Origin of the sequence: Sphingomicrobium clamense, assembly GCF_019264355.1 — a bacterium.
GTDB classification, from domain to species: domain Bacteria; phylum Pseudomonadota; class Alphaproteobacteria; order Sphingomonadales; family Sphingomonadaceae; genus Sphingomicrobium; species Sphingomicrobium clamense.
Window position 1 is genome coordinate 1,434,817 of sequence record NZ_JAHVAH010000001.1, and the last position, 26,994, is coordinate 1,461,810.

Consider the following 26,994-nt stretch of genomic DNA (forward strand, 5'->3'; position numbering starts at 1 on the left):
GCGCCTTATTTTTTCTCGTCGCGCTTTTCGGTGATCCCGAGCGCCTTGAGTTTCCGATGGAGAGCCGAACGTTCCATGCCGATAAACGTCGCCGTCCGGCTGATGTTGCCCGAAAAGCGACGGATTTGGATGCGGAGATATTCGCGCTCGAAATTCTCGCGCGCTTCACGCAGCGGGCTGCCCATCATCGCCACCTGCGGGCTGGTACCCTCCCCACCCTCGGCGCTGGTGACTTCGGCCGGCAGCAGGTCGACGTCGATGCGCTGCACACGGTCGCCCGGCGTGAGGATCATCGTGCGCTCGATGATATTGCGCAGCTGGCGCACGTTGCCAGGCCAGTCATGTGACTGAAGCGCCGCGAGTGCCTCTTCTGATAGACTGGGTGCGGCAATGCGCCGTTCGGCGGCAAACCGCGCGAGGAAATGATCGGCAAGCACGGCAATGTCCTCGCGCCTGTCCGACAATGGCGGGATCGAGACCGGGACGACGTTGAGCCGGTAATAAAGATCTTCACGGAACCGGCCCGCTTCGATTTCTTCCTGCAAGTCCTTGGCGGTCGCCGACAGCACGCGCACGTCGACCTTGACCGGCCGTTGCCCACCGACCCGCGGGTAGCTCTGATCGGTAAGGACACGCAGGATCTTCGCCTGCGTCGTAAGCGGCATGTCGGCAATCTCGTCGAGGAACAGCGTACCGCCATGCGCCTGTTCAAGAAGGCCCGGCCGCGCAGTGCCGTCGACTTCTGTCCCGAACAATTCCTCTTCGACGCGATCGGGGTCCATCATCGCCGAGGACACGGTCACGAACGGCGCCTGCGCCCGCGGGCTCCAGCGATGGATCATCCGCGCGGCAATCTCCTTGCCGACACCGGCAGGCCCGGTGATCATCACGCGGCTGCCGGTGGGCGCCACGCGTTTCAACGTCGCGCGCACGCCGTTGATGGCGGCGGAAGTGCCTTCGAGCTGGTCTTCCTGCCCGGCCTGCTGACGCAACTCCTCATTCTCGCGGCGCAGTCGATCGGTTTCGGTGGCGCGCGCGACCAGGTGGAGCAGTTTCTCCGCTTCGAACGGCTTTTCGATGAAATCGACCGCGCCGGCCCGCACCGCGGCCACCGCGGTGTCGAGATTGCCGTGACCCGAAATCATGATGCAGGGCAGCGTCGCGTCGCGGCGCTTGATCTCTTCGAGCAGTTGCAGCCCGTCCATCTCGGACCCCTGCAACCAGACATCGAGCAGGGCGAGTTGCGGACGGCGCTGCTCGATCTCGTCGAGCGCGGTCTTTGAGCTGCCTGCAGTGCGGACCTGGTAGCCCTCATCCTCCAGCACGCCAGCCACGAGTTCGCGGATATCGGCTTCGTCGTCGACGACCAGTACTTCCAGCGGCATCAGCTCATATCCTCATCATATTCGTCATCGTCACCCCGCTTGGTCAGCGGATCGGCGGGCCCTCCATCGGCCATCTCGGCCAGGCGGTCCTTGGGCAGGTGGATGCGCACGTGGGTGCCTCCCTCCGGCCGGTCGAGGAACGCGATATCGCCCAGATGCTCCTCGACAATCTTCTTGACGATCGCGAGGCCGAGGCCGGTGCCGCGCACACGCGTCGTCATGTACGGTTCGGTCAGGCGTTGGCGATCCTCGGGAAGGCCGGTGCCCGTGTCGAACAGGTGAATGACGAGATCGCCGTCACCCTGCTCGATGCGCAGGTCGATCCGGTCGCCTTCGGGATGTTCGTCGCCATTTTTGCGCCGTCCCTCGATCGCCTCGACCGCGTTCTTGACGATATTGGTGAGCGCCTGAGCCATCTGACGTCGATCGCACACGAGGCGAATGTCGGCATGGGCAGGCTCGATCGTGAAGGTCACGCCGGGATGCGCCACCTCGTGCAGGAAGAGCGCAGCGCGCGCGATATCGTGGATGTTCTCGTCACGGAATTGCGGCTTGGGCATCCGCGCAAAGTTGGAGAATTCATCGACCATGCGACGCAAATCGCCGACTTGGCGCACGATGGTGCCGGTCAGCCGCTCGAACGTGTCGTCTTCCTTGGGAACCGTATCGCCATAGCGGCGCTGCAAGCGTTCGGCCGCAAGCTGGATCGGGGTGAGCGGGTTTTTAATCTCGTGCGCGATGCGTCGCGCAATGTCGGACCAGGCCGCTCGCCGCTGATCGGACAGCTGGTCGGTGATATCGTCGAAGGTCAGCACCGCGCCATCGGCGTAGCGCACGCGCTTGATCGCGAGCGTTCGCGGGCCGGTGTCGGCGGGTAGGGTCACATTGGCCTCGCCCGCCTCGCCTTCCATGAATTCCTCGAGCTCGGGCGATAGAGTCGCCAGTTTCTTGCCCTCGAGCCCCGCCTCGGTGTCACCCAGCAAGACTGCAGCCGAGCGATTGGTGAGCAGGATGCGGTCGTCTTCGTCGATCGCGATCACGCCCGCGGTCACAGACGAGAGCACGGCTTCGATAAAGGCGCGCCGCGTATCGAGCTGCGTATTGGCGGCGAGCAATGCTCCGGTCTGTTCCTCGATCCGACCGGTCATGCGGTTGAAGGCAACCGACAGCGTCGCAATCTCGTCAGCCTGGCCGTCGGGTTCCTCGGGAACACGCGCGGAGAAGTCACCCTCCTCGACCCTGCCCGCCGCTTCGACGAGACGCCCCACGGGCCGCGCAAGCCGGTCGGCAAGCGCCAGCGCTGCGGCGATGGCCAGCGCGACGATGATGATCGATCCGAAGAATAACGCAGCGTTGAATTGCAGCTGATTGGTGCGCGAGCGCTCGAGAATGTCGTCATAGGCCTGACGCACCGCGTCGGCCTGGTCGATCTTTTCGCGCAATCGCGGATCGAGTTCGCGGATCGCGAGCACATAGCCATTCTCGACGTTTGGAATCTGCGTCAGGAAGGCGATCTGGTTGATGCTGTCGAGGCCGATGACTTCGGCTTCGCCACGCTGCTGCGCGGCCTCGAACAATGCCTGATTACTAATCGCCCCTTGCCCGTCATTGGCGGCGACGAGCGTTTCGACCTCGCCGCTTCCCTCGATCCTCAGGACCGCCGAATGTTGCAGCTCGCGAACGTAGGTCTGGTAGCGGACTTCCTCGGCGAACGTGTCACTGCGCACGTCCATGGACTCAAGGTGCCGGGCAAGGTCGTAGGCCATATATTCGGCCTCCTCGGCGACGTCCGTCTGCTCGTCGATAAGGACACCGTCGACGATCTCGACCGTATCCGACAACATGCCGCGCGCGCTGTCCGAGAACCAGAATTCGAGACCTGCCTGGATCAGCAGTGATGCGAAGATTGCCACGATCACTGTGGGCACCGCCGCAATGACCGAGAATAGCGCGACGAGCTTTGTATGGAGACGCCCCGTCCCCAGCCCTTCGCGCAAGGCGCGACGATGCGCGATCTTGCGCGAGAGCAGCACCATCAGCGCGATCGCCGGCAGCAGGCTTGCCACCATGAGTGCCGCGATCATGAATGGCGTGAGCAATTCGCCCGGCGCATGTTCGTGGAGCAACATGTCCGCGGCATAGCCGAGCGTGAGCACGAGAATGCCCGCGATCACCCAAGTGATGATGTCGAAGCGACGCGACTTCTTGTCCTGCGGTTCGGTGGCCGCGGTCAGGTCAGACTCGGGTGTGGCTGCGTCCATGCGGGCAACGCCGTAGCACGGAAGCGTTGCCTAAAAAACACACATGTTGCGATGGCGCAGATCAGGCGGCGTCGCGAGTCAGTAGGGGCGCGTAAAAGTCGCGCAACATCTGCATCACGACGTCGGGATCCTCTTCCTGATTGACCCGATTGCGGAATTCCGCCGAGCCGTTGAGGCCCTTCGTGTACCAACCGATATGCTTACGCGCGAGATTGACGCCCGTGACCCGACCGTAAAGCGACTGCATGTCGCGATACTGCTCGAGGATGACGTCGAGCTGCTCGTCCATCGAGGGATCGGGCTTGGCCCCCTCGCCCTTCAATGAGGCGATGACCTGGCCCAGCAGCCAAGGTTTACCGTAGGCGCCGCGACCGACCATCACGCCGTCGGCACCCGACTGCGCGAGCGCTTCGTGCGCATCCTCGACGCTGTTGATATCGCCATTGGCGATGACGGGCAGCGACGTCGCTTCCTTGACCGAACGAATGAAGGCCCAGTCGGCGCTTCCCTTGTACATCTGGTTGCGCGTGCGCCCGTGCACCGTGATCATCTGCGCGCCGAGATCTTCAGCGATCCTGGCAAGCTCCGGCGCGTTCAGGCTGTCGTGGCACCAGCCCATGCGCATCTTGACCGTCACCGGCACACTCACCGCCTTGACCGTCGCTTCAATCAGCGAACCGGCCAGCTTGAGGTCGCGCATCAGGTGGCTGCCGGCATAACCGTTCACGACCTTCTTCACGGGGCAGCCCATGTTGATATCGATGATCGCCGCGCCCTTATCCTCGTTGAGCTTGGCGGCTTCGGCCATGCGCTCGGGCTCGCATCCGGCGAGTTGCAGCGACACCGGCTCCTCGCTCGGATCCCAGGTCGACTTCTGCAGACTCTGGCGCGTTTCGCGGATCATCGCCTCGCTCGCGATCATCTCGCTGACGGTCAGGCCGGCGCCATAGCGCTTGACGATCTTGCGGAACGGCACGTCCGTCACGCCCGTCATCGGGGCGAGGATGACGGGGTCGGCGATCTCGATCGGACCGATGTGGATGGGCTTCACTGCTGCCATGATGGCGCGCCTTTAGAGAAAAAGCGCTTTCGGTGCAATGAATGGCGCGTCTATGAGGCTGGCCATGGATCATGTCGTCCTCATCGTCGCGGCAGGCAGCGGGCAACGCATGGGCGGCGACGTGCCCAAGCAATATCGCAAGCTTGGCGGCAAAACCGTGCTGGCGCACGCGGTCGACGCCTTCGGCGATCATCCGGTCCGCGTCGTGGTCGGTGACGGACAGCAGGATCTCGCTACGGAGGCACTTGCCGAACGCGACGTCGGCGATCTCATCATCGGAGGCGCAACACGCAGCCAGTCGGTGCGCAGCGGTCTTGCATCGATCGATGCAGGCAAGGTGCTCATCCACGACGCGGCGAGGCCATTTTGCCCGACTGACGTCAGTTCCGCGCTCCTGTCCGCCCTTGCCGAAAAAGCCGCCGCCGTGCCGGTCTTGCGCTCGGTCGATACGCTCGCGCGTGCGCATGGCGAGAAGCTGGGCGGCCGCGTGCCGCGCGAGGAAATCGTCCGGGTCCAGACGCCGCAAGCGTTTCGGACCGACATCCTCGCCAAGGCCTACGCCGCGTGGACCGGCGAGGAACCCACGGACGAAGCGCAGGTTGTGCAATCATTCGGCGCCGAGGTGGCGCTGGTCGCGGGGAGCCCGATGCTCGACAAGCTGACAACGGCCGAAGATTTCGCACACGCCGAGCAAATGCTCGCCGCCAATCTGGTGTCGCGCACCGGAATGGGGTTCGACGTGCATGGCTTTGCCGGATCCGGCCCCGTGATGCTCGGCGGCGTTGCCATCGACCATGAGAAGGGACTTTCGGGTCACAGCGATGCCGACGTCTGCCTCCATACCATCACCGACGCTCTGCTAGGCGCAGCGGCGCTCGGCGATATCGGCCAGCATTTCCCGCCTTCCGACCCGCAATGGAAGGGCGCGGACAGCGAGACTTTCCTCGCCCACGCCGCCAATCTGGTGCGCGAAAAGGGCGGTGTGATCGACCATGTCGACTGCACGATCATCTGCGAAGCGCCCAAGGTCGGCCCGCATCGCGATGCCATTCGCGCCAATGTCGCGCGCATCCTCGAGCTGGACGAAGGCGGGGTCAGCATCAAAGCCACCACCACCGAGAAATTGGGCTTCACCGGACGCCGCGAAGGTATCGCCGCGCAAGCCGTTGCAACAGTGAGGATGCCGACATGAGCCTCGTTCCGCAGAAACTCTTCGACCTCGCAGGCAAGGTCTTGGACGCCAACCGCGATGCGGGTCGGCGGATCGTAACCGCAGAAAGCTGCACCGGCGGGATCGTCGCCGCGGCCTTGACCGAGCATGCAGGCTCCTCCGACGTCGTACAGGCCGGCTTCGTCACCTATGCCAATCAGGCCAAGAGCCAGATGCTGCTCATCCCCGAGGCCATGATCGTCGCCCAAGGCGCGGTTAGCGAAAATATTGCGCTTGCGATGGCCAAGGGCGCACTCGACAAGGTCAAGACCGCGGATGTCGCCGTCGCGATCACCGGGATCGCGGGCCCGGGCGGCGGCACGTTCGACAAGCCTGTCGGCACCGTCTGGATCGCAAAGGCGCTACGCCGCGGCGATGTCGCCGAAGCCCATCTGCATCAGTTCGACAAGAATGGGAGCCGCGAGGAAATCCGGCTTCAGGCAGCGTCGGCGGCGCTCGAACTGCTGCTCCCGTAGAGCGCGGCAGCGCGCTGCTCGAAGGCGTTTGTCATCCGCCGTAGCGCACGATCGAACATCGAGCCTGCAAGGCTTTCGAATATCCGGTTCTTGAACGCAAAATCGACGCAGAAATGGACGTTCGTCCCGCCATCGTCGGCGGGCTCGAACTTCCAGTCATTCTTGAGATATTTGAGCGGCCCTTCGACATACTCAACTGTGATCTCTTCCGGACGCTTCTTCGTGACGCGGCTGGTGAAACGCTCCTTGAAGGCATTGAAGCCCACCACAAGGTCGGCGAGCATTTCGGTCTCGCTGTTCGAGCGGACGCGGACCGCGGTCACCCAGGGCAGGAATTCGTCATAGCGTCCGACATCGGCAACGAGGTCGAACAATTGCTCGGGCGTATAGGGAAGATGCTTCGTCTCGCTGTGACGCGGCATTCGGCTCAGGCCCCCATCCGCGCAAGCTTCTTGGCGCGCGCGTCCTGCATCTTCTTGAAATCGTCGCCGGCGTGATAGCTCGACCGTGTCAGCGGGCTCGCCGCGACCAGCAGGAAGCCCTTCGCACGCGCAATCGAGGCGTAGGCATCGAACGCCTTGGGCGTGACATATTCCTTCACCTCATGGTGCTTGGGCGTCGGCTGGAGATATTGGCCCATGGTGAGAAAATCGATGTCGGCGGAACGCATGTCGTCCATCACCTGGTGCACTTCGAGCCGCTCTTCTCCAAGGCCCACCATGACACCCGACTTGGTGAAGATCGACGGGTCGAGCTTCTTCACCTGCTCGAGCAGGCGTAGCGACGCGTAGTAGCGCGCACCCGGACGCACCGTCGGATAAAGGCGCGGCACGGTTTCGAGATTGTGGTTGAAGACGTCGGGACGCGCCTCGACGATCTTTTCGATCGCAGCCTCGTGCTTGTTGCGGAAGTCCGGCGTCAGGATTTCGATGGTCGTATCCGGCGTCTTGTCGCGCAGCTGTTGGATGACCTTCACAAACTGGTCCGCGCCGCCGTCGGGCAGGTCGTCGCGGTCGACGCTTGTGATGACGATATGCTCTAGCCCCATCTCCGCGGCAGCCGTCGCGACATGCTCGGGCTCTTTCGCGTCGACCGCGCGCGGCATCCCCGTCTTCACGTTGCAGAAGGCGCAGGCCCGCGTACACGTGTCGCCAAGGATCATCACGGTCGCATGCTTCTTGGTCCAGCATTCGCCGATATTGGGGCACGCCGCCTCTTCGCACACCGTGGCGAGGCCCAGATCACGCATCAGCTTGCGCGTTTCGGCATAGCCCTTGGACACCGGCGCCTTGACGCGGATCCAGTCGGGTTTGCGCTTCTTGGGCGCGTTCTGGTCGAAGGGGGCATTCATGAGGCGCGAGATAGCGATGAAGGCGCGCAATGCCAACCCGTGGGCGACTATTTCGCGCGGGCTTCCCACTCGTCGAGCGTGTAGCGTCGACCCGTCGTCAATTCTCCGGGCTGCAACGGATCGACCTCCCCCTCTCCAAGCGGCTGCAGTTCGACGAGGAGCAGCCCCTCATCGAGGACTGCAATCCGCTTCGGGCCCGAGAAGGAGGTGGACGCCCCGACCGAAACGCCCGACCAGCGACCTCCCGTGAACACCGAGGCGCTGACCGTCGTCGGCGGTGGCGTAACGACAAGATATTCACTCCCCACCAGATGCCGCTGCGAGGCATGGCCGGGCGCCGAAATCGTCACCTTGCCTCCGCGATCGGCAAGCAGCGGAATGTTGCACGGCGTCCGGCAGCTGTCGCCATATTCGCTTGTCACGAGCGCCCCGTCGACGTTGGCGTCGACGAACAGGAATTGCGCCTGACTGGTCGGGTGCCCGGATACGAAATTCTTTGCTCCGCATGACGCGAGCATGGGAACCAGGAGCAAGACAGCGAACTTTTTCACGACGACAGGATGGCGCAATCGCGCACGCTTGCAAAGTGCGGAAGCGCCGACTAGCCGAGACGCAGCAATCGTAGGGAGGCCTCATGAAGGGTTTTGGCAATCTTCTCGAAGGATATCGCCGCTTTCGCGACCGCAAGGTATCTGGCGAAGAAGGGAAATGGGTCGAGTTAGCTGAAGGACAAAGCCCGCGCGCCATCATTATCGCCTGCTCCGACAGTCGCGTCGATCCCGCGACCATCTTCGATACCGATCCGGGTGAAATGTTCGTGGTTCGCAACGTTGCCAACCTAGTGCCGCCCTTTGAAGAAAATGAAGGGCGCCACGGTGTGTCCGCTGCACTGGAATTTGCGGTCACCCAGCTCAAAGTACCCGAAGTCATCGTCATGGGGCACGAACGCTGTGGCGGCATCGGTGCCGCGCTGACCGGCTGCTTCCACGACGCGCCTCCGGGCGAAGGCGGCTTTGTGCATCGCTGGATGGAACAGGTCGACCAACTCGCCCAGGGCATCGCGAAAGAACATGGTGAAGGCCCTGATGCCGCGCGCATTCTTGAGGAAGCGGCAATTCGTCGCAGTCTTGCCAATCTCCGGACGTTCCCCTTCGTGAAGGAGCGCGAAGATGGCGGGACGCTCAAGGTTCTCGGCTGTCATTTCTCGATCAGCGAGGGGCAACTCTACCTCCTCGACGAGCAAGCGGACGAATTCCGCCCAATCTGACAAAAAGGGGCGGTATCGCTACCGCCCCTCTTCAGGTCTTTATGACGTCAGCGACTAGCAGCGCACGTCATAGTCGTAGACCGGGTTGCCGTTGTCATCGACGTAATAGCAATAGCCGCGTGTATCGCGGTAGTACTGCTTGCCCTTGATGACCGCACCGGCGACACCACCAAGCACTGCGCCAGCGGCCGCACCTTCCACGGTGGAAACGCCCGGGATGACCGCACCGGCAACAGCACCGGCAGCCGCGCCGATCGCAGCGCCCTTCACGGCGCGCTCGGTCTGCGTGTCACGATAGGGGTCGCCATAGCCATAGCGGTCCTGCGCACAGGCGGTCAGCGTGAGGCCGGTGGCCGTGGCGGCCATGATTGCGAATTTTCTCATCCTTACTCTCCCTTGGGCGGAATGAATTTGTGTACGCTTCGACGCTCGGAAGGGGGTTTCGTTCCGACGACGAGCGGCTATGTGAGACGAATGGGAATGAATGAACGATGAGCAGGCGAAACGATCACGATCCGGAGTCGCTCAATATCGCGCTCCTTATCGATGCCGATAATGCCAGCCCCGAACATCTCGACGAAGTGCTCCTGGTCCTTGGCGAGCTGGGCACGATCAACATCCGACGCGCTTATGCGAACTGGCGAAAACCCGCCCTGAAGGGATGGGTCGACCGTCGCGGCGACTACTCGATCTTCCCGGTCCAGCAGTTCGATATCGTCAAGGGGAAGTCGGTCACCGACATGCTGATGGTGATCGAGGCGATGGACCTGCTGCATGGCGGCACGGTCGACGGCTTCGGGATCATGAGCTCGGACAGCGATTTCCAACCGCTCGTGCTGCGAATCCGGCAGGAAGGCCTTCCCGTCTACGGCTTCGGCACCGCCAAGGCGCCGATTAGCTTCAAGAAGGCTTGCAACCGCTTCTTCGACGTCGCCAAGCTCTCGGAACGCGGGACCGACGGCAAGATCGAGGAAAGCAAGATCGACGAGGAACTGCTCAAGGTGCTCGGCGACGCCTTTCGCGCATCCACCCGCGACGAAGAAGGGTACACGACCCTGTCCGAACTCGGTCAGCGCGCGACCCAGATTTCCAGCTTTTCGGTGCGCAATTACGGCTTCCGCAGCCTTAAGGACATGGTCCGCTCGCTCCCGCATTATGACGTGAAGGCCAATGGCGACAGCGGCATCCGCGTGAAGCGCATGCGCTGATAGGACCTTTTGCCGTAGACCAGTCGAGCAACGCCTCCCCCGCCCGAACGTTGATGAGGGAAAGAAAGGAGAAGCGTTACATGTTCTTCGACAAAGACAAGAGCGACGCACAAGTCGCTCAGGAACTTGAGAAAAAGTTCTGGAAGGAGCTCGGCAGCAGCCCCTTTATCATGCTCGGCCTCCAAGGGGTCGAGGATAGCCGGACCCGTCCGATGACCGCACAGGTCGACGGAGAAGACGGGTCACGCACGATCTATTTCTTCGCCGATAATCGCGAACATCTTGTCCAGGGAATGGGGCAGCGCCATCGCGCGGTCGCCGCGTTCACCTCCAAAGGGCATGACATCTTCGCGCATATCCATGGCGAACTTGTGATCGACAATGATCGGGAGGTCATCGACCGTCTCTGGAATCCGATGATCGCCGCCTGGTTCGAAGACGGCAAGACGGATCCCAATCTTGTCCTGCTCCGCTTCGACACCGAACAGGCCGACATCTGGGAAGCCGATGCGGGCGCGACGCTCAAGGCAGCTGCGCTTTCCATGCTCGGCAAGGATCCGGGCGACGACTTCCAGGATGACAATCGCACGACGGTGGAGATCGACTAATGGCTGACGACAAACTCAATCGCCGAACCGAGACGGCCAAGCGCAACGATAATGCTGGCATGATCGAAACGTTGGTCGAGACGCCGTCCCAGCAAGGTCGCAATGGCGGCGTGCTGAATAAGGATGTCGCAACGCAGGCCGCCGAAGAGCGCATCGACGATCCCGATGCGACCGAAGGCGTGACCAAGGAAGACCAGATCGCCCACGGCATGTTCGAATTCTCGGACAAACGCGGCGACGTCTGACGAGAGCGAAATATTGCCGAAACCTTGGCGGGCCGCTCCGTTCTGGGACCCTTCCGGTTCCTGACGGGTCGGCCCGTCGCCATATCTGTTCGCTTCGTCTTTAACTGTTCACCCTCGATTATCGCTCACTTGCCGCGCGCCGGAAAACACTCTCTCGTTCCTGCACAAGTTGAGCGGGGGACTGCAGGTGCCGGGGTGGTGAGACCCCGGCACCTGCACCATTTTCGGGGAGGGTTTGCGTGCAACCGGACTTTGCCAAATGGCCGGCGGGTATCTTCGGCTTCGTCATCGGAATATGCGGGACGTCTGCATTCCTGCTGGCGTTCTAGCACCGGATCGACAGTCCCATTCTAGGGTTCCTTATAAGATATATCTCTTGAACGACACGCCTTCGTCCCCAATTATGGGACTGAAAGGACGGACCGATGCTCAAGAGTCTATTCTGGATCGGCGCCACCGGCGTGGCGCTGATCGCCGGCATCGCCTTGCACCATGGCGAGGACATCGAACGCGGGATCGAACATGGCGCTGCGGCCATCGAGGCCAATGTCGAACAATGGGAAGACGTCGGCGACCACTTCGAGCGCGAGATCGACCTGGCCGAAGAGGCGGTCGATAATGGTGCCGATGCCGAACAGAGCTATGAAGAAGCGCTCGCCACCGCATTGGTCAGCTCCGGCCTGTTCACGCTTGATAACATAGAAGAGATCGATGCCGCTGACGGCCAGACCGTCATGACCGTGGAAAACGGCACCGACGTGCATCTCGACGATGTCGTCGCACTCGCGCGTGAAAAGCTCCAAGCCGCCAATGACAGCGGCGACCCGTTGCCCGAGAGCCGAGGCCTCGATGCCGACGAGATCAACGACGTGATCGAGGCGTTGGACGAGTTGGGCGCATTCGACGGCAATGGCCGCATCCGCATTCAATAGGCGACGTCTTCGTCAAAGAGGCGGAACAAAGGTGCGGTGCAATCGATCATCCCAGCAGCATGAGCACCCCGCAAACTTTCGACCAGGTCCTCGCGGACGCTTCCGCCATGCTCGCCAACGGCGTCGTCGATCGCAGCCGCGCGGCGCATACGCCCGTCGTCGGAACCGCAGACGGCGACCAACGCATCATGGTGCTCCGCGCGTTCGATTCCGATGCCATGACTTTGCGATTTCATACCGATTCAAGAGCGCCGAAATGCGCGGTGATTGAGCAAGACCCAGCTGTCCACGTTCTCATCTACGACCGCGACCGCAAGGTCCAACTCCGTCTCGCTGGCGTCGGATCGATCGAGACTGAGGGACAACAGGTCGACGACGCCTGGTCGGAAGCGACCAACTTTGCGCGGCGATGCTACTTGGGGTCTGCGCCCGGCGCCCCGTCCGATATACCGACGAGCGGGCTGCCCGACCATCTCGAGGGCGTTGCGCCCACCGACGAGCAGCTCGTCGAAGCGCGTGAGAACTTCGCTCTTCTGCTCGTCGAAATCGAGACCATTGACTGGTTTTTCCTCGACCATCATGGCCATCGCCGCGCACGCATCGACCTGCGCGACCGCGGACAGGAAACGTGGCTCGCTCCATAAGACTTGTAACTGTATTGTTGTAGTGATACACTAAGCCTCTGAACTGGAGGTTTGAGTCGCATGAACAAGGAAGAAGCCCGCAACCGCGCCCGCGAGCATTTCGAACGAGCTCGCGCTGCTGCTGCCCAGGCCCGCGACGAGGCGCTCGCTGCGGCCGCCGAGGCGCGCACTGTTGCGCTGGAAGAAGCACACGAGGCAGTCGAACGGGCCCGCGAAGAAGCAGGCAATCTGCGCGAGGAAGCGTCATCGATCGCCGAACGCGTTCGCCTCGCGATCCTCGAGGCAGCCGAGAAGGCCGCAGAAGCCGCCGAACGCGCCGCCGAACGCGCACGCCGCGCGGCCGAAGACGACATCCACGAGATCGAACTCAAGATCGTGACCGAAGTCGACGACGAAGACGATGCGGACGAGAAACCGTCGGCCAAGAAACCCAAGAAAAAGAAAAAGAAGTAGGAGCGCTCAGGTGGGACGATTTGGCTGGATCGCGTTGACCGGCGTCGCCATGGCGGGCGGCGTGATGATCCACAGCGACACTTTCCGCGAGGGCGTCATCATCTCCGACCACCGGATCGAGGACAAGGCGGAGATCATCGAGCAACGCATCGACGAGATTGGCGAGCGCATCGAACGGGGCGAGATCGAACCCGACGAAATCGGCCAAGCCGTTGCCGAGGCCATCGAAGAGGCTGATGCGGAGATCGACGCACAGGCGGAGGTCGCGACTAGCGAGGCAGCCGACCAGACGGACGATGTGGACGCCAACGCACGCGCTCGCATCAACGGCGTAACCGACGAGATCGAACAGCTCCGCGAAGACGGTCTACTCTTGCAGGAGCAGTATAGCGCCCTGATCGCACAGCTTTCCGCGACAGTAGATGCAGACGGCGAAGAGGCGGCGGAAAATACGGAAGCCGAACCTGTCGAGTAGCGCGCCTTAGCTCGCCGCAAGACGCTCCATTTCCGTCTGTTCGTAGACCAGCACGAGGTTTCGTCCCTCATCCTTGGCGCGGTAGAGCGCGACGTCGGCATCGCGAAGCATCTGGCCGGCGATCTCGTGGCTCGGACGGAATTGCGCGATGCCGATGCTCAGCGTCACCTTGTCGGGCCCGTCGACCGGCCATTTTGTCGTCGCAGCGCGTTCGCGCAACGCATCGCATCGATCGAAGATGTCGCGTGCCGTTTCATCTGAAAAAATGGCGATGAACTCCTCGCCGCCAAGACGCCCCAATTCCCCGGTCGCCGCCAATTCCGCGCGCATCATGTCGGAGAGTGCGGCCAGGATCCGGTCGCCATGGATATGGCCAAATTCGTCGTTGATCGACTTGAAGTGGTCGATATCGATCATCGCGATCGCCAGCGGTTTCTTCGAGGCGCGGGCGTGCTCCATCGCGTCCTCGAGCCTGGCAAGGATTTTCCGGCGCGTGGCCAGGTTGGTGAGTTCGTCGGTTTCGGCCAGCACACGATTGCGCTCCGCCTCGCCCTGGTGACGGCTCAGCATGAACGCCAATGGAATGATCGAGGCGATCAGGCAGAGAAGATAGGCCTGGAAATAGATGACCTGTGCATCGAGCGTTTCGAACGCCGTGCTGACCGGCCCTGTTTCGTTGGCAGTGTAATAGCTGCCGATCGCAGTCACGAGCACCAGCGCCATCGACGCGCCCGACAGGCCGACCATGTAGGTCGCCGCTGCGATCCCCGCCATCGGCAGGAACAGCACCGGATATTGCGACTGCGCGAACGCCGCAGCCGTGAGTGCGGCCACGAAGCCGATCACGAGGAATCCACGCAGCGAAACCAGCGCGCGACGGCTCGCCTTGTCATGCATCATGAACATGATGGTCGGCGTCACCGTCGCCATGCCCAGAAACACCGTGCTCGACCAACTGGAGAGGAAACTGAGCGTGAAAGTGCCCGCTAAGACCCCAGCCATGATTGCGCTGGCGAGCGAACCGACGGCGATCGAAAGGACGAAGCGGGCCAGTGTCTTGGGATCGATGAACGACGCGCGTCGCCGGCTGCCCATCAGCAGCCAGACGAACAGTCCCTCCAAGATATTGGCGATCGTGTAGAGAAACGAGGTGACGACCCCTACCCCGCCGATCAGGTTCGCGGCGAAGCTGGCGACCGCAACGCCCATGATCAGCACGCCATGATGATCCTGACGAACACGCAGCAGCCCGGCGACGAAGATGCCGCTAGCGGGCCAGATGGCGGCGACATTGTCTTCCGCCCCGCTGACGACAAGCGCCAGAAGCGCGCAGGCGAAATAAAGCAGCGAATACGCCACCAACCTCGTCTGCTCGATGAAACGCCCGTCCATGCCAACCCCACTCGCGGGCTCCCCTGCCCGAACGGAGCTTCTATCGGGTAAACCCGCGCTTGTCAGCAACGGGTTTACCAAGGCGATTTAGCGCGTCAACTTCTTGTACTGGAGCCTCGTCGGACGGTCCGCGGCGTCACCAAGACGACGACGCTTATCCTCTTCATAGGCTTCGAAGTTGCCTTCGAACCATTCGACGTGGCTGTCGCCTTCGAACGCGAGAATGTGCGTCGCCAGGCGGTCGAGGAAGAAGCGGTCGTGCGAGATGACCACGGCGCAGCCCGCGAAATTCTCGATGGCTTCTTCTAGCGCACCCAGCGTTTCGACGTCGAGATCGTTGGTCGGTTCGTCGAGCAGCAGCACGTTGCCGCCCTGCTTGAGCATCTTGGCGATGTGGACGCGGTTGCGCTCACCACCCGACAGCTTGCCGACATTCTTCTGCTGGTCCTGACCCTTGAAATTGAAGGCGCCGACATAGGCGCGCGTCGAGGTATCGTGACCGTTGACCTGCATATAATCGAGCCCGTCGGAGATTTCTTCCCAGACATTGTTCTTTGGGTCGAGATCGTCGCGGGACTGGTCGACATAGCCAAGGCGCACCGTGTCGCCGATGTCGATTGTACCGCTATCGGGTTCTTCCTGACCGGTGATGATCTTGAAAAGGGTCGACTTACCCGCGCCGTTGGGCCCGATCACGCCGACAATGCCGCCCGGGGGCAGCGTGAAGCTCAGGTTCTCGAACAGCAGCTTATCGCCATAAGCCTTCGAGATGTTGTTCGCCTCGATCACCTTGCCGCCGAGACGCTCGGGGACCTGGATGACGATCTGCGCCTTGCCCGGCTTACGGTCGGACTGCGCGTCCTGGAGCTGTTCGAACTTGCGGATACGCGCTTTCGATTTAGTCTGGCGCGCCTTGGGCGACTGCCGGATCCATTCGAGCTCGCGCGACAGCGACTTCTGGCGCCCGCTTTCCTCGCGCGCTTCTTGCTCGAGGCGCTTGGCCTTCTTCTCGAGGTAGGTCGAATAGTTGCCCTCGTAAGGGAAATATTTTCCGCGATCGAGCTCGAGGATCCAGCCCACGACATTGTCGAGGAAATAGCGGTCGTGGGTGATCATCAGCACCGCGCCGGCATATTCCTTCAGGTGGTTTTCGAGCCATTCGACGCTCTCGGCATCGAGGTGGTTGGTCGGTTCGTCAAGCAGCAGGATGTCCGGCTTCTGGATCAGGAGACGTGTCAGCGCGACGCGGCGCTTTTCACCGCCCGAGAGGTTTTCGACCGACGCGTCCGAAGGCGGGCAACGGAGCGCTTCCATTGCGATCTCGAGCTGGTTGTCGAGCGTCCACCCGTCGACCGCATCGATCTCTTCCTGCAGCGTGCCCATCTCTTCCATGAGCGCGTCAAAATCGGTGTCGTCCTTGGGATCGCCCATCTCGGCGGAGATGGCATTGAAGCGATCGACCTTGTCGGCAATGTCACGCGCGCCATCCTTGACGTTTTCGAGCACCGTCTTGCTCTCGTCGAGCTGCGGCTCCTGCGGCAGGTAGCCGACAGTGATGTTCTCGCCCGGCCACGCCTCGCCCTGGAAGTCGGTGTCGATGCCCGCCATGATCTTCATGAGGGTCGACTTACCCGCGCCGTTGGGACCGACGATGCCGATCTTCGCGCCCTGATAGAATTGCAGGTTGATGTTAGAGAGCACCGGCTTGCTGGCACCGGGGAAGGACTTGGTCATGTCCTTCATGACGAAAGCATATTGGGCGGCCATGGGTCGCTTGTTCCTTGAATCGATAGGGAAATCGAGGCGCGGTTAGCCTATCGCGCGCGCTCGTGCAATCAGTCGCGTCCGGCGAGTTCCTCGACGCCCTCGAAACGATACTCGGCGAACTGTTCGCGGAGGGTCTTCTTGGAGAGCTTTCCGGTGGCGGTGTGGGGCAGCTCGTCGACAAACTCGACCGCGTCGGGCAGCCACCATTTGGCGACTTGGCCCTTCAACCCTTCAATCACTTCGTCGCCCGAAAGCTCGCAGCCGTCGCGCTTCACGCACACCAGCAGCGGCCGCTCGTCCCACTTGGGATGGTAGATGCCGATGCAGGCGGCCTCGGCGATCCCGTCGATGCCGACTGCGGCATTTTCAAGTTCGATCGAGCTGATCCACTCTCCGCCGGACTTGATGACATCCTTGGAGCGATCGGTGATCTGCATCGACCCGTCGGGATGCATCGCGGCGACGTCGCCCGTGTCGAACCAGCCATCGGCGTCGGCAGCATCCTCGTCGGCCTTGAAATAGCGCTGGATCGCCCAGGCGCCGCGGACTTGCAAATTCCCCGACGACGTTCCGTCGCGGGGCAGCTCGTTGCCCTCGTCGTCGACCGTGCGCAGTTCGAGCCCGAAGGGCACCCTGCCCTGCCGCGCCGTATAGTCGACCTGCTCCGCATCGCTCATGTCGTCCCAGCCATCGGGCTTGCCCGGCAGCGTGCCGATGGGCGCGAGTTCGGTCATGCCCCAGGCGTGGCCGACGGTGACGTCGCGGTCGCGGAACCACTTGATCATCGCGCGCGGCGCGGCGGAACCGCCGATCGTGACGCGTTTCAACGGCCCCAGCTCTTCTCCGGTCTTGGCGATATGCTGGATCATGTCGATCCAGATCGTCGGCACGCCCGCGCTATGCGTGACTTCTTCCTCTCGGAACAGGCTTACCATGCGCGGCGCGCTATAGTCGGCCGAGAGCACCATCTTGCACCCCACCAGCGGCGCGGCCCAGGGCAGTCCCCAGGCGTTGGCGTGGAACATCGGCACGATGGGCAGCGCCACGCTGGTCTTGGACAGGTCGAAACAGTCGGGCTGGATCTCGGCATAGGCGTGCAGGATCATCCCACGATGCTCGTAGGTGACGCCCTTGGGATTGCCCGTCGTGCCCGAGGTATAGCAAAGCCCGATCGGATCGCGCTCGTCGGCATTGACCCAGGCGAAATCATCGCCCTCACCGCCGATCCAGTCCTCGAACCCCTGGTCCGGAGCGCCGCCCTCGGGCGGGTCGAAACAGACATACTTCTCGACCGTGGGCCATTTGTCGCGCATCGCCGCCACCAAGGGCGTGGTCAGCGCGTCGTAGAGCATCACCTTATCTTCGGCATGATTGACGATATAAGCGAGCTGTTCGGGAAAAAGCCGCGGATTGAGCGTGTGCAGCACCGCGCCCACCCCGATCGCGCCATACCAGGCGATCAGGTGCCGCTCATGGTTCATCGCCAGCGTCGCGACACGGTCGCCCTTGCCGACGCCCATGGCAGTGAGCGCGCGGCTCATCTGCCGCGCCTTGCGCGCAACCTCGCCCCAATTGGTGCGGGTGGTGGAACCGTCCGCCCAGGCGGAGACGATCTCGCGAGACCCATGTTCACGTTCGGCATGGTCGACCAGCCTCATGACGTTCATGGGCCAATCCTGCATTCCGCCGAACAGGGTCATCGCTTAACTCCTATATTGAAATCAGTCCTTTAGAATGGCATCTTCATGCCGGGCGGCAACGGCATTCCGCTCGTTGCCTTCTTCATTTCCTCGGCCGCGGCCTGATCGGCTTTCATCCGCGCATCGTTGATCGCGGCGGCGACGAGGTCTTCGAGCATGCCCTTGTCTTCGGGCTTCATCAGGCTGTCGTCGATCTCGACGCCATTGATCTGGCCTTTCGCGGTCGCGCGGACCTTGACCAGACCGCCGCCGGCAGCGCCCTCGACCTCGATCTTGCCGAGCTCGTCCTGCGCCTTCTGGAGGTCTTCCTGCGCTTTTTGCGCCATTGCCATGATGTCTTCGATGCTGGGCCCTGCCATCAGCCTTGCTCCTGTACCTTTTCCAATGTTGCTTCCGGGAAGGCGTCGGTGACCGCCTTGACCATCGGATCGTTCAGTATCGCGTCTTTCGCGCGCTGCTCTTCCATCAACTCCTGTTCACGCAGGGAAGGTCCGCCGCCGCTTTCGACCATCTCGACCTGCCACGCCTGTCCGGTCGCCTCCTTGGCCTTTATCGCCAGTTCGCGCGCGAAATTGGCGTCGAGCGGCGACTTGGGCTGCAGCTTGAGCACGGGCGGCTCGAAGGCGGCAAGTCCGCACTGGTTGTGCAGCACCGCGCCGAGCGTCATCGACCCCGCATCCTCGATCGCCTTCACGAAGCCACGGAAATCCTGCGGCATCGGTTTGGCGTCGGGCTTCGACACGCTGTCGGGCGCCCCCTGCCCCATCGGCCCCGGAATGGGCGGCGGAGGTGCCGGGTCTGCGGGCGCAGTGCCCGCAGTCGCCTGTGGCACCGGCTTGCCGCCATTCAACGCATCGATGACCGCCCCCGGATCGGGCATGCCGGCGGCGTGAATGCAGCGCAGTAGCGCCATGTCCGCCGCCTCGCGCGGATCGGGCGCGACGCGCACGTCCTCGAGACCCTTGAGCAGCAGCTGCCAGAGCGCATGAAGCTGCGGCCAGCCAAGCTTGCCCGCGGTTTCCTCGGCATGCGCGCGTTCCTCGGCGGACCGCATAACGTCTCCGGCTCCGCCGGCCTTTGCGCGGCTGAGGCCATGCAATTGGTCGAGCAGCCCGCGCAGCAGAGCAGCCGGTTCGAGACCCAGCACATGCGCTTCGTCGAGCTTCTCCAGCATCGCCGCCCCATCGCCGGCCAGCAGTGTATCGAGGATGGTCGACACCCGCCGACGATCCGCCAGCCCGAGCATTTCGCGCACCTGGTCGGCAGTCACGCCCGCCTCGCCATGCGCGATGGCCTGGTCGAGCAGCGACAACCCATCGCGCGCCGACCCCTCGGCCACGCGCGCGATGATCGACAGCGCTTCCGGCTCGACCTCGACGCCTTCCTTGGCGGCGATCTTGCCGAAATGGTCCGACAGCAATTCAGCCGGGATCCGCTTGAGGTCGAAGCGCTGGGTGCGCGACAGGACCGTGATCGGCACCTTGTCCACCTCGGTCGTCGCGAAGATGAACTTCACGCGGGGCGGCGGTTCCTCGAGCGTCTTCAGGAGCGCGTTGAAGGCGCTCTTCGACAGCATGTGGACTTCGTCAATGATGTAAATCTTGTAGCGCGCCGACACGCTCGAATAGCGCACCGCCTCGATAATCTCGCGCACGTCGTCGACGCCGGTATGGCTGGCGGCGTCCATCTCGACCACGTCGATGTGGCGCCCCTCGGCAATCGCCTGGCACGGTTCGCATTTGCCGCACGGATTGATCGTCGGCCCGCCCTCGCCGTCCGGCCCGATACAGTTGAGCGCCTTGGCGATCAGACGCGCGGTCGAGGTTTTCCCGACCCCGCGCACGCCGGTCATCAGAAAGGCGTGAGCGATGCGGTCCTTGGCGATGGCGTTGGCCAACGTCTGGACCATCGCGTCCTGACCGATCAGCTGCGAAAAAGTCTGCGGACGATATTTGCGCGCTAGGACCTGATAGTCGTCTTTCTTCGGCGCCTCAGCCGGCGCGGGCTCCACGGCCTTGGTCTCCGTCGCGGGAGCCGGCTCGGCCTTGGCCTCTTCCTTCGGCTGCGGCGGCTCATCGAGCCCAAGCCCCATGGTCAGCGTATCGCGTTCTTCTTCGGCGTCCGGGAGAGGCGAATCATCGTCTTGCATCGCCATGAGCGTAGGCGAGCGCGCGCAGGGGTGGAAGGGCAATCGGCGCAACCCGTATCAGCCACTTGCATCGACGCGACTTCATCGCCATATGGCCTCTCGGAAGTCGGCGGACGACTTGCCCGTGAACCTGGTCAGGCCCGGAAGGGAGCAGCCACAGCGGTTTCGGTCGGGTCGTCGGCTTCCACCTTTTCCTTCCATCGCAGCAATCAACCCTCCCGGTCCTTCGGTTCGGTCGGGTCGTCGGCTTCCACCCTCCAAAATGCCGAGAGCAGCTTTAGCTGGTCGAGAGACATGACGGAGCGGCCAGCGGGTCACGACGCGAACCCGTCTGACGGCTTCAGGCCGCCCTGAAGCCGCTGCAGCTAATCAGCCAAGCTCGCCGCAATAATCTCACCGACCCGCGCATGCATTGCCTTCGCCTCGGCACCGGAAACGGTCGGTCGGTCAAGCATGACGGCGAACCAATACAGCCTTCCGTCGGGCGCTCGCACCCAACCGACATCGTTGACCTGTTGCCCCGGCTGGCCTTCAGGCTTGCACGTGCCGGTCTTGCCTCCTGCGCTCCACCCCTCCGGAAGGCCCGCCCGGACCCGGTCGAGACCGGTTGTCGCCTTGTGAGTCAGCCGCGCCAGCTGGTCGGCGTTTTCCTGCGGCAAAAGACCGCCGTCGATCAGCCGACGCATCATGTCGGCCATGGCGCGTGGGCTGCTCGAATCGCGCGGGTCGCCTGCCGCATTCTCATTGAGCGCCGTCTCGCGCCGATCGAGCCGGGTCACCGGGTCATGCCAACTGCGCCAAAATGACGTCACTTCTTCAGGCCCGCCGATCGCGTCGATCAGCAGGTTGGCCGCCAAATTGTCGCTGACCGACACGGTGGCATCGATGGCTTCGCGCAGCGTGGTCGTGCCGCTCTCACCGTCGAGCTTCGCCTCCATCACGGGCTGGTAGCCGGGAAAGTCATCTCGCGAGAAAGTCACCGAGGCGTCGAGATCGATGGCACCCTGGCGCGCCTTCTCGAACGCCGCGCCCGCCAACGCGACTTTGAATGACGAGCAAAAGGCGAACCGCTCTTCATCGCGATGAGAGAGAAGCACCTTCCCCTCATCGTCCAGCAGCACGACGCCAAGGCGTCCACCACTCGCCTCCTCGATCATCGCGAGAGATGCCGGTCGCTCCACCACTGGTGGCACCGCGGCACAGGTTGCGAGCGCCAGAGCGGCGGCAAGCGCCTTCATCGCCCGCTCCAATCCCTCGCGCCCGGCGGCACCTTGACCGTCAACGGCGTGTCGCTGTCGGGAATGACGATTTGGCAGGCGAGCCGCGATGTCCTGGTGACGTGCATGGCAAGGTCGAGCAGGTCGTCTTCTTCTTCGCTCTCGATCGGCAATCGATCGAAATCATCCTTGGACAGGATGACGTGGCAGGTCGAACAGGCCATTTGCCCCTCGCACGTGCCTTCGAGCGGCTGCCCATTCTTCTGCGCGACATCGAGCAGCACGCTACCGGGCTCCGCCTCGACGACCCGGTCGACCTCGCCATCCGCCTTGAGGAAACGGACCAGCGTCATTGGGCGCGTGCCGCCGCGTCGATGCGCTGGATCGCCTCGCGTAGCGCCTTTTCGTCCGTGTAGCGCCCGAAGCTGATCCGGATCGACGAGCGCGCCTCGCGGTCCGACAGCCCGATCGCCTTGAGCACGTGGCTCGGGCGACCCGACCCGCTCGCACAGGCACTGCCGAGCGAAATCTGGAGATCGCGCAGGTCGGATATCAGCCGCGCGGCATCGAGGCCTCCGCGCCTAATGTTGAGATTGCCCCTGTAACGATGCTCGGTCGATCCGTTGATGATCCAATCGTCGCCCAGTGCCAGCGTCGCGGTTTGCCAAAGCGCCTCGACATGCGCGCGATCCTGCTCGAACCGCTCTTCGGCGACCTTGGCGGCAGTGCCGAACCCGACGCTCAGCATCGGCGACAGCGTGCCCGACCGCAGCCCCTGTTCCTGCCCGCCACCATGAAGCAACGGCTCGGGTGCGAGCCCCTTGTCGAGCCAGAGCGCGCCAATGCCCTTGGGCCCATGGATCTTGTGCCCGCTGACCGCGATCATGTCGGGGCCGGACGGAATGACGATCCGTCCCAGTGCCTGCACCGCGTCGCACAGCATCAGCGCACCGGCCGCTTTCGCTTTCGCAGCGATCTCGGCGATGGGCTGGATCACCCCGATCTCGTTATTGACCAGCATCGCCGCGACGAAGTCCACGCCCCCGGTCAGCGCCGCATCGAGCGCCTCCATATTGACCAGCCCGTCTTGTCCCACCGGCACGATCTCGACCTCGTGCCCCACGCTGCGCGCCCATTCCGCGCAATCGAGCACGGCGGCATGTTCGGTGGCGAGCGTCACGAACCGCTTCACTCGCCGCGTTCTGAGCACCCCCTTGATCGCCCAGTTGATCGCCTCGGTCGCCGATCCGGTGAAGACACACTGCCCGTCGGGAACGCCCATCGCGCGCTCGATCCGCCCGCGCGCCAGTTCGATCGCCGCCGCTGCCTCACGTCCTGCGGTATAGGGGGCATGCGGATTGGCGAATTTGTCGCCCAGCCAGGGCTGCATCGCATCCACGACTTCAGGCGCCACCGGTGTCGTCGCCTGATAGTCGAGATAGGTCATGCAGCGAATTTCTGCAGCGCCTCGAGCAGTCGGTCAACATCTTCGCGGCTTGTGTCCGGGCCGAAGCTCACACGGATGAAATGGTTGGACACGCTTTCGGGCAGGCCCATCGCGGCGACCACTCGGCTCCCCTTCATCGCACCCGACGAACAGGCCGAACCCGAGCTTACCGCGATCCCCGCCAGGTCGAGCTGGACCAGCATCGCAGCCGAGGTCGCCCCCGGCATCGCGATCCCGCCGATCGTCGGAGTGCGCGGCGCGCCCTCGCCGATGATCGACCCGCCCATTTCCTTGACCTGGGCTTCGAAATAGTCGCGCAATTCCTTCAGGCGCGGCATCGCCTTGCGATAGCGCCCGGCCTCGATCGCTGCGGCAAAGCCCACCGCGTCGGGCACGTTCTGCGTGCCCCGCCGATAGCCCTTCTCCTGACCGCCGCCGACCGGCTCGAGCTGCCCCATGTCCTTGACCAGCAACGCACCGATGCCGGCAGGCCCACCCAGCTTGTGCGCCGACACGCAGATCATGTCGGCATCGGGCAGGTCCTTTTTGCCCGCGCCCTGTGCGGCATCGCACAGCAGGATCGATCCCGCCGCCTTCACCTTCTCGTAAATCGCATCGATCGGCTGCATCACGCCGGTCTCGTTGTTGACCATCTGGATTGCGACCAGCGCCGGTCCCTTGGCCAACGCCTCATCAAGCGCATCCATCTTCACGATGCCGTTCTCGTCGACCGGAAGCTCGATGCTGTCCTCGCCCATGCCGTAGGGCACGATGGCGTGCTCGGTGCAGCAGTGGATACGCCCCGGCACCCGCGCCAGCTGCGAGGCGACCAGCACCGCTTCGGAAGCGCCGCTGGTGAAGATGACGTCATGCTCCCAGCCCAGCGCCGCCGCTACCCGCTTGCGCGCCTTTTCCAGCATAGCATGACAATCGCGCGCTTCCTTGTAGGGCGAATTGGGGTTCGCCCAGCAATCGAACGCCTCGAGCATTTCCGCCCGCGCCTCGGGATGCAGCGGAGTCGCTGCCGCATGATCGAAATAGAGCCGCTGCCCACTCATTTCATCGCCCTCGCACCAATCACATTGCCCATTACGCGCTACCCCCTATATAGAAGCGCGTCCGCGCGAAACCCTTTCGTGCAACATTATTACATCGGAACCGAGTTTTTCATGCCCGAAGTCATTTTTCCCGGCCCTGAAGGTCGTCTCGAAGGTCGTTTCACCCCGGGTCCGCGCCCCCGCGCCCCCGTCGCGCTGATCCTTCACTCGCATCCGCAGGCCGGCGGGACGATGAACAACCGAATCGTCCAGATGCTGCACAAGGACTTCGTCCGCCGCGGCTTCGCGACGCTGCGCTTCAACTTCCGCGGCGTGGGCAAGAGTCAGGGCACGTTCGACAACGGCATCGGCGAACTTTCCGATGCCGCCGCCGCGCTCGACTGGGTCCAGCAGGTCCATCCCGAAGCCGAGGTGACCTGGGTCGCCGGTGTCAGCTTCGGCGCGTGGATCGGCATGCAGCTCTTGATGCGCCGCCCCGAGATTCGCGGCTTCATCTCGATCGCGCCGCCCGCCAACATGTACGACTTCGCCTTCCTCGCCCCCTGCCCCGCAAGCGGCATCATTATCCAGGGCACCAATGACGAGGTCGTGACCCCGTCCGCAGTCCAGAAGCTGGTCGACAAGCTGCGCACGCAAAAGCACATCACGATCGAACACAAGGAAATCCAGGGCGCGAACCACTTCTTCGCCGACGAGATTGACGAGCTGTTCAAGGAAATCGACACCTATCTCGACTTCCGCCTCGACCCGGATTGCCCGATCCGGTGAGCGACGTTGCGATCCGGCGGATCGGTGACGGTGACGTCGCCGACCTCCGGTCGCTCAACGCGCTCTTCCACGAAGTCTTCAACGCCGACGAACCCGACTATCGGGATTATGCCGAGGCGCCGCCATCGGACGCTTATCTCGCGGCACGCTGCACCGATCCCGACTTTCTCGCTCTCGGGGCATGGGAAGGCGACCGACCCGTCGGTGCCCTCGCTGGCTACATCCTGCGCAAATGGGAGCAGGAGCGCGCCGAAATCTTCATCTACGATCTCGCCGTCGCTGCCGACCGCAGACGCAGAGGCATTGCGACCGCTTTGATCGAGGCTGCGCGCGAGGTCGCACGCGACGTCGGCGCCTGGACATTATTCCTTGGCGCCGACCAGGGCGACGAAGGACCCATCGCACTCTACAGCAAGCTGGGACGCCGCGAGGACGTCCACCATTTCGACATCGAGCCCTAGATCGTCCAGATCAGCACGTTGCCGATCAGGATGATCGCCATCGCGACCATCATAAGCCCTCGCTGACGAGCGATCTTGTCGTCCTTCTTGAGAATCTGTTTGAAGCCGACCCCGCCAAGCAGGGCGGCGGCGATCATGGCGATGGACAGCGCGGCGGCAGCGATTCCGGACATGGGGCCATTCTATACGGCTTCTTAACGCTCGTCAGCCTAAACAGCGTGCTCATGAACGCCATCACGCCCATCAACGCCGGTGTCGGCCCCGAGCAGCGCCTCGAAGAAGCCTTCGAGCGTATCGAGGAAACCATCCTGCCGTGCATCGCCATGATGCTCGAGACTTTGATGGAATCGACTGCAGGCCTCGGCGATGCCGATCCCAAGGCGCTGGCAGCGGAATTGCAGATCCTCGCGGCCGAGCTCGAAGAGCTGATCCAGGCGGTCGAGCGTTCGAGCCCTGCCCAGCTCAATCCCGGCCCCTACCAGAGCCGCCAGGCGAGCTAGCCCACCAGCTCGGCGTGCAGCGCCGGGTCGATATTGCCCCCCGACACGATCGCGACATCGCCTGCGCGCGGTGTGACCACACCCGATAGCAGAGCCGCCAGCGCTACCGAGCCCCCCGGCTCGACCGTCTCGCCACATTCATGATGGGCAAAGGCGACCGCTTCACGCACCGCCTGTTCACTCACCTGGACCGCCTGCGCCCCGCGTGCTCGCAATACGTCGAGCGTCAACTGCGCGGGCTGCAGGGTCTGGATGGCATCGCACAGCGTTTCTGGCAGTGGCGGCGAAAGCCGCTCCGGCCGCCCGCTTTCGAGCGAACGCGCCATATCGTCCCAACCCTCCGGCTCGACGATCACGATTTCGGCCTCGGGGCATGCGAGCGCGATCCCCGATGCGAGCCCGCCGCCCCCGCAGCAGATGATGATACGCTCGAGGTCCGGAACCTGCTCGAGTAGCTCGAGCCCGATCGTGCCCTGTCCTGCGGCGATGTAAGGATCGTCGAAGCTCGGCACCAAGGTCGCCCCGCGTCGTTCGGCGATCTCGGCGGCGAGCTTTTCGCGGCTTTCGGTAAGCCGGTCATAGGTCACGATCTCGGCGCCTTCGGCTCGGGTGGCGTCCAGTTTCACGCGCGGAGCGTCTTCCGGCATGACGATGATGGCGTTCATACCAAGCCGTCGCGCCGCGATCGCCACACCGCGCGCATGATTGCCGCTCGAAAAGGCCACCACCCCCCGCGCGCGCTCCTCGGGCGTGAGCGCCAACAACCGGTTCGACGCGCCCCGCAATTTGAAGGCACCGCCCTCCTGGCGATTCTCCCATTTGACCGCGACATCGACCCCGGCAATCGGCACGGCGGTCACCGGTGTAAGGCGAACCGAGCCGGCAATCCGTTGGCCCGCGTCCAGCACATCTTGTCTGTCGATGCTCGCCACCCCAGCTAACCCCTTATGAAGACGATCG

At 63.2% G+C, this 26,994-nt stretch carries 31 protein-coding genes and 1 other RNA gene; 14 read left to right on the forward strand and 18 right to left on the reverse strand.

Annotated features, from left to right (window positions below; translation table 11 throughout):
* Window positions 1–5: 5 nt before the first annotated feature.
* From ntrX to dusB, 3 genes are all read right to left on the reverse strand, one after another.
* A complete protein-coding gene (gene ntrX, locus KTQ36_RS07395; protein WP_218633052.1) occupies window positions 6–1,385 on the reverse strand; it encodes a nitrogen assimilation response regulator NtrX in 1,380 nt (459 codons plus the stop codon).
* Complete coding sequence (locus KTQ36_RS07400) at window positions 1,385–3,646, reverse strand: sensor histidine kinase NtrY-like (RefSeq protein ID WP_218633053.1); 2,262 nt, start codon at window positions 3,644–3,646, stop codon at window positions 1,385–1,387. Before KTQ36_RS07400 ends, ntrX begins: the two co-directional genes overlap by 1 nt.
* Window positions 3,647–3,707: 61 nt before the next feature.
* On the reverse strand, window positions 3,708–4,706 hold the full coding sequence (dusB, locus tag KTQ36_RS07405; protein WP_218633054.1) for a tRNA dihydrouridine synthase DusB: 999 nt from the start codon (window positions 4,704–4,706) through the stop codon (window positions 3,708–3,710).
* 52 nt (window positions 4,707–4,758) lie between these two features.
* Here dusB and KTQ36_RS07410 point away from each other — a divergent pair, with 52 nt between their 5' ends.
* Together KTQ36_RS07410 and KTQ36_RS07415 are read left to right on the forward strand one after the other, a co-directional pair.
* On the forward strand, window positions 4,759–5,898 hold the full coding sequence (locus KTQ36_RS07410) for a bifunctional 2-C-methyl-D-erythritol 4-phosphate cytidylyltransferase/2-C-methyl-D-erythritol 2,4-cyclodiphosphate synthase (protein WP_255554425.1): 1,140 nt from the start codon (window positions 4,759–4,761) through the stop codon (window positions 5,896–5,898).
* On the forward strand, window positions 5,895–6,392 hold the full coding sequence (locus KTQ36_RS07415; protein ID WP_218633055.1) for a CinA family protein: 498 nt from the start codon (window positions 5,895–5,897) through the stop codon (window positions 6,390–6,392). The genes KTQ36_RS07410 and KTQ36_RS07415 overlap by 4 nt, the downstream gene beginning before the upstream one ends.
* On the opposite strand, the gene KTQ36_RS07420 is transcribed toward KTQ36_RS07415, so the two are convergent.
* The 3 genes from KTQ36_RS07420 to KTQ36_RS07430 are packed head-to-tail and all read right to left on the reverse strand — an operon-like array spanning window position 6,353 to window position 8,276.
* A complete protein-coding gene (locus KTQ36_RS07420) occupies window positions 6,353–6,814 on the reverse strand; it encodes a type II toxin-antitoxin system RatA family toxin (protein WP_218633056.1) in 462 nt (153 codons plus the stop codon). The two genes, KTQ36_RS07415 and KTQ36_RS07420, sit on opposite strands and share 40 nt — an antisense overlap.
* A 5-nt stretch (window positions 6,815–6,819) precedes the next feature.
* A complete protein-coding gene (gene lipA / locus KTQ36_RS07425) occupies window positions 6,820–7,743 on the reverse strand; it encodes a lipoyl synthase (protein WP_345777683.1) in 924 nt (307 codons plus the stop codon).
* A gap of 47 nt (window positions 7,744–7,790) precedes the next feature.
* A complete protein-coding gene (locus tag KTQ36_RS07430; RefSeq protein ID WP_218633057.1) occupies window positions 7,791–8,276 on the reverse strand; it encodes a hypothetical protein in 486 nt (161 codons plus the stop codon).
* 101 nt (window positions 8,277–8,377) lie between these two features.
* Between KTQ36_RS07430 and KTQ36_RS07435 the strand changes: the two genes are divergently transcribed.
* Window positions 8,378–9,010: a carbonic anhydrase gene (locus KTQ36_RS07435; RefSeq protein WP_218633058.1), complete on the forward strand. Its 633-nt coding sequence runs from the start codon at window positions 8,378–8,380 to the stop codon at window positions 9,008–9,010.
* A gap of 54 nt (window positions 9,011–9,064) precedes the next feature.
* Here the strand turns inward: KTQ36_RS07435 and KTQ36_RS07440 are convergent, their stop codons facing one another.
* Window positions 9,065–9,394, reverse strand: a complete 330-nt coding sequence (locus tag KTQ36_RS07440; RefSeq protein ID WP_218633059.1) for a YMGG-like glycine zipper-containing protein — start codon at window positions 9,392–9,394, stop codon at window positions 9,065–9,067.
* Between the two features lie 107 nt (window positions 9,395–9,501).
* Here KTQ36_RS07440 and KTQ36_RS07445 point away from each other — a divergent pair, with 107 nt between their 5' ends.
* From KTQ36_RS07445 to KTQ36_RS07475, 7 genes are all read left to right on the forward strand, one after another.
* Complete coding sequence (locus tag KTQ36_RS07445; RefSeq protein WP_218633060.1) at window positions 9,502–10,218, forward strand: NYN domain-containing protein; 717 nt, start codon at window positions 9,502–9,504, stop codon at window positions 10,216–10,218.
* Between the two features lie 80 nt (window positions 10,219–10,298).
* Window positions 10,299–10,826, forward strand: a complete 528-nt coding sequence (locus tag KTQ36_RS07450) for a pyridoxamine 5'-phosphate oxidase family protein (protein ID WP_218633061.1) — start codon at window positions 10,299–10,301, stop codon at window positions 10,824–10,826.
* Window positions 10,826–11,071, forward strand: a complete 246-nt coding sequence (locus KTQ36_RS07455) for a hypothetical protein (protein ID WP_218633062.1) — start codon at window positions 10,826–10,828, stop codon at window positions 11,069–11,071. The genes KTQ36_RS07450 and KTQ36_RS07455 overlap by 1 nt, the downstream gene beginning before the upstream one ends.
* A gap of 425 nt (window positions 11,072–11,496) precedes the next feature.
* Window positions 11,497–12,003 (forward strand): hypothetical protein, encoded by a 507-nt coding sequence (locus KTQ36_RS07460; protein WP_218633063.1) that lies wholly within the window; start codon window positions 11,497–11,499, stop codon window positions 12,001–12,003.
* Between the two features lie 59 nt (window positions 12,004–12,062).
* Window positions 12,063–12,647, forward strand: a complete 585-nt coding sequence (locus tag KTQ36_RS07465) for a pyridoxamine 5'-phosphate oxidase family protein (RefSeq protein WP_255554428.1) — start codon at window positions 12,063–12,065, stop codon at window positions 12,645–12,647.
* Between the two features lie 60 nt (window positions 12,648–12,707).
* Window positions 12,708–13,100 carry a hypothetical protein gene (locus KTQ36_RS07470; RefSeq protein ID WP_218633064.1) on the forward strand — a complete coding sequence of 131 codons (393 nt, stop codon included), beginning with the start codon at window positions 12,708–12,710 and terminating at the stop codon, window positions 13,098–13,100.
* A 10-nt stretch (window positions 13,101–13,110) separates the two neighbouring features.
* Window positions 13,111–13,575, forward strand: a complete 465-nt coding sequence (locus tag KTQ36_RS07475) for a hypothetical protein (protein ID WP_218633065.1) — start codon at window positions 13,111–13,113, stop codon at window positions 13,573–13,575.
* Between the two features lie 6 nt (window positions 13,576–13,581).
* Here the strand turns inward: KTQ36_RS07475 and KTQ36_RS07480 are convergent, their stop codons facing one another.
* The 5 genes from KTQ36_RS07480 to KTQ36_RS07500 form a co-directional block, all read right to left on the reverse strand.
* Window positions 13,582–14,967, reverse strand: a complete 1,386-nt coding sequence (locus KTQ36_RS07480) for a GGDEF domain-containing protein (RefSeq protein ID WP_218633066.1) — start codon at window positions 14,965–14,967, stop codon at window positions 13,582–13,584.
* Window positions 14,968–15,054: 87 nt separating this feature from the next.
* Window positions 15,055–16,734, reverse strand: a complete 1,680-nt coding sequence (ettA, locus tag KTQ36_RS07485) for an energy-dependent translational throttle protein EttA (protein WP_218633067.1) — start codon at window positions 16,732–16,734, stop codon at window positions 15,055–15,057.
* Between the two features lie 68 nt (window positions 16,735–16,802).
* Entirely contained in the window at window positions 16,803–18,434 is a 1,632-nt protein-coding gene (locus tag KTQ36_RS07490) for a long-chain fatty acid--CoA ligase (RefSeq protein ID WP_255554429.1), read from the reverse strand.
* A gap of 29 nt (window positions 18,435–18,463) precedes the next feature.
* A complete protein-coding gene (locus tag KTQ36_RS07495) occupies window positions 18,464–18,793 on the reverse strand; it encodes a YbaB/EbfC family nucleoid-associated protein (protein ID WP_218633068.1) in 330 nt (109 codons plus the stop codon).
* Window positions 18,793–20,583, reverse strand: a complete 1,791-nt coding sequence (locus KTQ36_RS07500; protein ID WP_218633069.1) for a DNA polymerase III subunit gamma/tau — start codon at window positions 20,581–20,583, stop codon at window positions 18,793–18,795. The genes KTQ36_RS07495 and KTQ36_RS07500 overlap by 1 nt, the downstream gene beginning before the upstream one ends.
* Window positions 20,584–20,681: 98 nt before the next feature.
* Between KTQ36_RS07500 and ffs the strand changes: the two genes are divergently transcribed.
* Window positions 20,682–20,775, forward strand: an RNA gene (ffs, locus tag KTQ36_RS07505) — signal recognition particle sRNA small type.
* Between the two features lie 173 nt (window positions 20,776–20,948).
* On the opposite strand, the gene bla is transcribed toward ffs, so the two are convergent.
* Genes bla through KTQ36_RS07525 form a run of 4 tightly spaced genes read right to left on the reverse strand, consistent with a single transcriptional unit; the run spans window position 20,949 to window position 24,305 of the window.
* The gene (bla, locus tag KTQ36_RS07510; protein WP_218633070.1) at window positions 20,949–21,821 is read right to left on the reverse strand and encodes a class A beta-lactamase; all 873 of its coding nucleotides are present in this window, start codon (window positions 21,819–21,821) and stop codon (window positions 20,949–20,951) included.
* On the reverse strand, window positions 21,818–22,153 hold the full coding sequence (locus tag KTQ36_RS07515; RefSeq protein ID WP_218633071.1) for a 2Fe-2S iron-sulfur cluster-binding protein: 336 nt from the start codon (window positions 22,151–22,153) through the stop codon (window positions 21,818–21,820). Before KTQ36_RS07515 ends, bla begins: the two co-directional genes overlap by 4 nt.
* A complete protein-coding gene (locus KTQ36_RS07520) occupies window positions 22,150–23,247 on the reverse strand; it encodes a cysteine desulfurase family protein (RefSeq protein WP_218633072.1) in 1,098 nt (365 codons plus the stop codon). Before KTQ36_RS07520 ends, KTQ36_RS07515 begins: the two co-directional genes overlap by 4 nt.
* On the reverse strand, window positions 23,244–24,305 hold the full coding sequence (locus KTQ36_RS07525) for a cysteine desulfurase family protein (protein ID WP_218633073.1): 1,062 nt from the start codon (window positions 24,303–24,305) through the stop codon (window positions 23,244–23,246). Before KTQ36_RS07525 ends, KTQ36_RS07520 begins: the two co-directional genes overlap by 4 nt.
* 111 nt (window positions 24,306–24,416) lie before the next feature.
* Between KTQ36_RS07525 and KTQ36_RS07530 the strand changes: the two genes are divergently transcribed.
* Together KTQ36_RS07530 and KTQ36_RS07535 are read left to right on the forward strand one after the other, a co-directional pair.
* Complete coding sequence (locus tag KTQ36_RS07530) at window positions 24,417–25,073, forward strand: alpha/beta hydrolase (RefSeq protein WP_218633074.1); 657 nt, start codon at window positions 24,417–24,419, stop codon at window positions 25,071–25,073.
* The gene (locus KTQ36_RS07535) at window positions 25,070–25,534 is read left to right on the forward strand and encodes a GNAT family N-acetyltransferase (RefSeq protein WP_218633075.1); all 465 of its coding nucleotides are present in this window, start codon (window positions 25,070–25,072) and stop codon (window positions 25,532–25,534) included. The genes KTQ36_RS07530 and KTQ36_RS07535 overlap by 4 nt, the downstream gene beginning before the upstream one ends.
* On the opposite strand, the gene KTQ36_RS07540 is transcribed toward KTQ36_RS07535, so the two are convergent.
* Window positions 25,531–25,707 carry a hypothetical protein gene (locus KTQ36_RS07540; RefSeq protein ID WP_218633076.1) on the reverse strand — a complete coding sequence of 59 codons (177 nt, stop codon included), beginning with the start codon at window positions 25,705–25,707 and terminating at the stop codon, window positions 25,531–25,533. The two genes, KTQ36_RS07535 and KTQ36_RS07540, sit on opposite strands and share 4 nt — an antisense overlap.
* A gap of 51 nt (window positions 25,708–25,758) precedes the next feature.
* Here KTQ36_RS07540 and KTQ36_RS07545 point away from each other — a divergent pair, with 51 nt between their 5' ends.
* A complete protein-coding gene (locus KTQ36_RS07545; protein WP_218633077.1) occupies window positions 25,759–26,034 on the forward strand; it encodes a hypothetical protein in 276 nt (91 codons plus the stop codon).
* Here KTQ36_RS07545 and KTQ36_RS07550 read toward each other — a convergent pair.
* Window positions 26,031–26,966 (reverse strand): threonine ammonia-lyase, encoded by a 936-nt coding sequence (locus KTQ36_RS07550; protein ID WP_345777684.1) that lies wholly within the window; start codon window positions 26,964–26,966, stop codon window positions 26,031–26,033. The genes KTQ36_RS07545 and KTQ36_RS07550 overlap by 4 nt on opposite strands.
* Window positions 26,967–26,994 lie beyond the last annotated feature (28 nt).